Source organism: Nostoc cf. edaphicum LEGE 07299 (assembly GCF_015207245.1).
Taxonomy (GTDB): domain Bacteria; phylum Cyanobacteriota; class Cyanobacteriia; order Cyanobacteriales; family Nostocaceae; genus Nostoc; species Nostoc edaphicum_B.
Window position 1 is genome coordinate 1 of the sequence record NZ_JADEXF010000573.1, and the last position, 3,881, is coordinate 3,881.

Here is a 3,881-nt window from a genome sequence, read left to right on the forward strand (position 1 = left end):
AATTAAAGCAATATTTAAAGTGTTGTACCAAAAATCAGCTTGGTTATACAGATTTGCTTTGATTAAAACATCATTGTTCTGGGATATCTGCTTTATCAAATCCGGTGGAGTTGAAACTACTTTCATCGCCGCGATCGCAAATGGATTACCTGAAGGACGATTAGCATCGCAGACCAATTCGACTTGCCAAAGGTATCTCCGACCAACTGACAATTCTAAACTAGCTATAGATAAAACCATAATTCCTGGAGAACTTTTAAAAGTTTCATCTTTAATCTCTTTGACCAACCTAGATTGTTTGTTAGTTTTGTCATACTCATAAAGGCGGAACTCCATTTGCAAAGAACTAGTATTTTTCACATACCAAGCGAATGTAGGATTATTGACCGAACTTTGACCGTAACTTTGATTAGGCGCAAGCAAGATGATATTTGGAATACTAGTTAACGATGCTTCTGTTTGAGTCTCGCATCCCCTAGAACCGCCTGAAGTTCCTCTAGTTTGAGGTGGAGGGTCGTCAGAATCATTGTTTTTATTGTCAGCTAAGACTGCTGTAGGCATCAATAACAGTAAGCTCAAGGTCATGCAACTGATAAGGGTACTCCTCAAACTTTTGTGTAAAAGGCATAGTATTTGAGCCATGTTCTTACCCTGCAAAGTTTTTAGTACACATATGTTAGTACTACATATCATTGAACCTAAATTATGCAGATTGCTTGTGAAGTATTATATTATTTATGTATAGTAAATTCCCTATTAAAAATTAAAGTAATATCATCTTTGTATTCTTTAGATTTGAGAAACTATAGAAAATTCAAAACTTCTATCCGAATCTCTTCTAGCGCTTTTTCTATTTATTCAATAGCGTGTATTTGTATGGGATTTTCCACTACCTCTTCGCCTCTACAATCCCTTCTGTTGCATAGATATATTGCAAATCCAGGAAGGCGAGGATGTGTTCGTGTATTCGTTCGTGGTTGCAGGTAAGCAGCAAGTTCCTGCCAGCGCAAACCGACACTTACTGCTTTGATAGCCGTTTGCAATTGAATCGAGTACAGACCTTCTTAGAGGCACGGCAATGCTGTGTTTTTACCCGCTTACTTTACTCCAAACATATTTACGGCAGACTTCGCAAGCGGCTTTTGCTTCCTCTGTTTGCGGATTAGTGAAGATGGGATGGTAACGCAATCTGTCGCAACAGACTTGTAACCAGCCTTGCCAACCACCCCGCCACAAACGCACTGTGCCGTCAAAACTGCCACTGACAATCGTCTGCCCATCGGCGCTGATGGCCACAGACCTGACATAATGCTCATGACCACGCAATGGTTCAGCTAAGGGAAGACCTTGGCGGTTCCATAACCGTACTGTGCCGTCATCACCACCACTGACAATTGTCTGCCCATCGGCGCTAATGGCGACAGAATAAACATCACCTTCATGTCCACGCAATGGTTCAGCTAAGAGAAGACCTTGGCGGTTCCACAACTGCACTGTGCCGTCATCACCACCACTGACAATGGTCTGCCCATCAGTGCTGATGGCGACAGACCAGACATAATCCTCATGTCCACGAAATGGTTCAGCTAAGGGAAGACCTTGGCGGTTCCACAACCGTACTGTGCCATTATCACCACCACTGACAATCGTTTGCCCCTCAGTACTGATGGCAACAGAATTGACATCACCTTCATGACCACGCAATGGTTCAGCTAACGAAAGACCTTGGCGGTTCCACAATCGTACTGTGCCGTCACGATCGCCACTGACAATGGTCTGCCCATTGGCGCTGATGGTGGCACAAGAGACATAATCCTGATGACCACGGAATGGTTCAGCTAAGGGAAGACCTTGGTGGTTCCACAACCGCACTGTCCGGTCAAAACCGCCACTGACAATAATCTGTCCATCGGCGCTGATGGCGACAGAATTGACATAATCCTCATGACCATGCAAAGGAATGGAGACTCTTGCTTTATTCGTCACTTGATTCAAACTGTTCTGAACTGGTGCAAGAATCTGCTGGGGTAGTTTCTCTTGATTCTCACCGATTGTTTGAATTGCCAAAACTAGACTCTCTAAGGGTTGGACAGTCAATAAATTCTCTACCCTGGCAGCTTTCTCTCGCAATCGTAATTCAGTGAGTGCTTTTTCTAATGTAGCGATCTGGTGCTGTTCATAAGCATCACTGCGTTGATAAAAATTTTTGGCTTGAGGTGATAATAAAAACTCTAGCTTTTCCCAATTTTCTCGCACCTCTGCCAGCAATCCTCCCTGCATTAAGTATTTTTCATTCTCCCCTTTATTCAACCACTCGCGCAAAGCATCTGCTAACCGATCGCTTAACCGCCGCAAATCTCGGTCTTTTTGTCGCCACTCCCGAAACCTCTCCCAACTCTCAATTAAGGCTTCATGGGCTAAATCAATCCATGCTTTTCCTTGTTCATCTTTCCCAGCAACTAGCAAACGTCCTTTCACCAATCCTTCATCTAGCAATTCATTCAATGCTTGCTGCTGTTCTTGCTCATTACCAGCAATGGCTAACAGTTCAGCTTTTGCTTGGCGCTGTCGCGTATCCTTTTCTCCCTCTCCCGTTCGCACTAATCGCAGGAAAATTTGCTCAATCCAGTCCTTTTCCTGTTTATTTCGTTTTTGAGTCGGGCAATCCTGCTGATAATCTTCGTAAAGATAAACATTTTCTGCATGAAGATTTAGCGCCCCTGTCAATCCTTGGAAGTTTTCATACTGTTCTAAGGTGAGTTGATGCTTTTGTTGGTCGCGTTTTTCCCAGAGTCTAGTTAAAGCAAACTCCATCAACGGCAAATATCCCGGTTCTTTACCAACATCTTCTAAAATTTTCAGTAATAGTCCTTCTTCAACACTATGACCTTGAAGTTTAGCTGGTTCGGTTATTGTCTCTTTTAAATCAACTCCAGTGATACGCGGCATCAAAACTAGCTGATTTTCAATCAATTTATTTAAAGAGGGATAGTCTGAACATGATTCGAGAAAATCCGATCGCATGGTAATCACAACTTTCAACCGCGAATCGGTTATCTCTCCTACCTGAGTCAGCAATTCAATAAATCTCTGCTTTTGTTCAGCAACAGAGACAGTAAATAATTCCTCAAACTGATCTACTACCAATAAAAATTTTTCTGCACCTGTGAGATGCTTTAGAATTACAGGTAAAGGATTTGGTTCTTTAGTAATCAACTCCCAAAGCAATCTTTCTTTTTTCGCCCCTGGAAAAAATACTTTTAGAACGGCTCTCAATTCCTGCAAAGGCTGAAATCCTGGCTTAATTTGCGGTAAAATTTGCCAGACTCTATCATCTAATTCTGGAATCAAACCCGCCTGAACTACAGAAGATTTCCCACTCCCGGAAGGGCCAATAATCGGGACAAAGGGCTTTTGTGCTAGTTTTGCCAGAATCTTTCTTACAACCTGCTTGCGTCCAAAGAAAAACTGTTTTTGTTCCGCTTCAAAAGCTTTTAAACCTTGGTAGGGACATTCTTCTTTTACCTCAAAGGTTTGAGCTTGTGTTTGAATGTTGTGGTTAATTAGAGTAATGGAACGCCCCCAACCCATGCGGATTGGTTCTTGTCCACTACCTTTGAGTTCTGTAGTAAGTATATCGAAGAGGCGATCGCCTGTCACCTGTCCGCGATCGTTAGTGTTCTCTGGTGACAAACCAGCCAGCAAAGCTGTTGTAAAAATACTGTGTTGTTCGCTTTTTTTGGCATAAGCTTGTTGAAAACCTCTACAAGCAGCAATAAAGTAGTAATCGCGCTGTGAAATAAAAGCAGTCAGAGTTTTTTCGATGAGATTGCGTTCTAAAAATTCACCGCTATGACAGCAATCTAACAGCACTACTAGAC

2 protein-coding genes are annotated in these 3,881 nt (G+C 42.5%); both read right to left on the bottom strand.

What is annotated here, in order from left to right:
- Positions 1-585, bottom strand: a 585-nt coding sequence (locus tag IQ229_RS17055) for a DUF928 domain-containing protein (protein WP_194045713.1), incomplete at its 3' end; no start/stop codon positions are given.
- Between the two features lie 504 nt (positions 586-1,089).
- A partial coding sequence (locus tag IQ229_RS17060; protein ID WP_457852507.1) for an nSTAND1 domain-containing NTPase occupies positions 1,090-3,881 on the bottom strand: 2,792 nt, incomplete at its 5' end.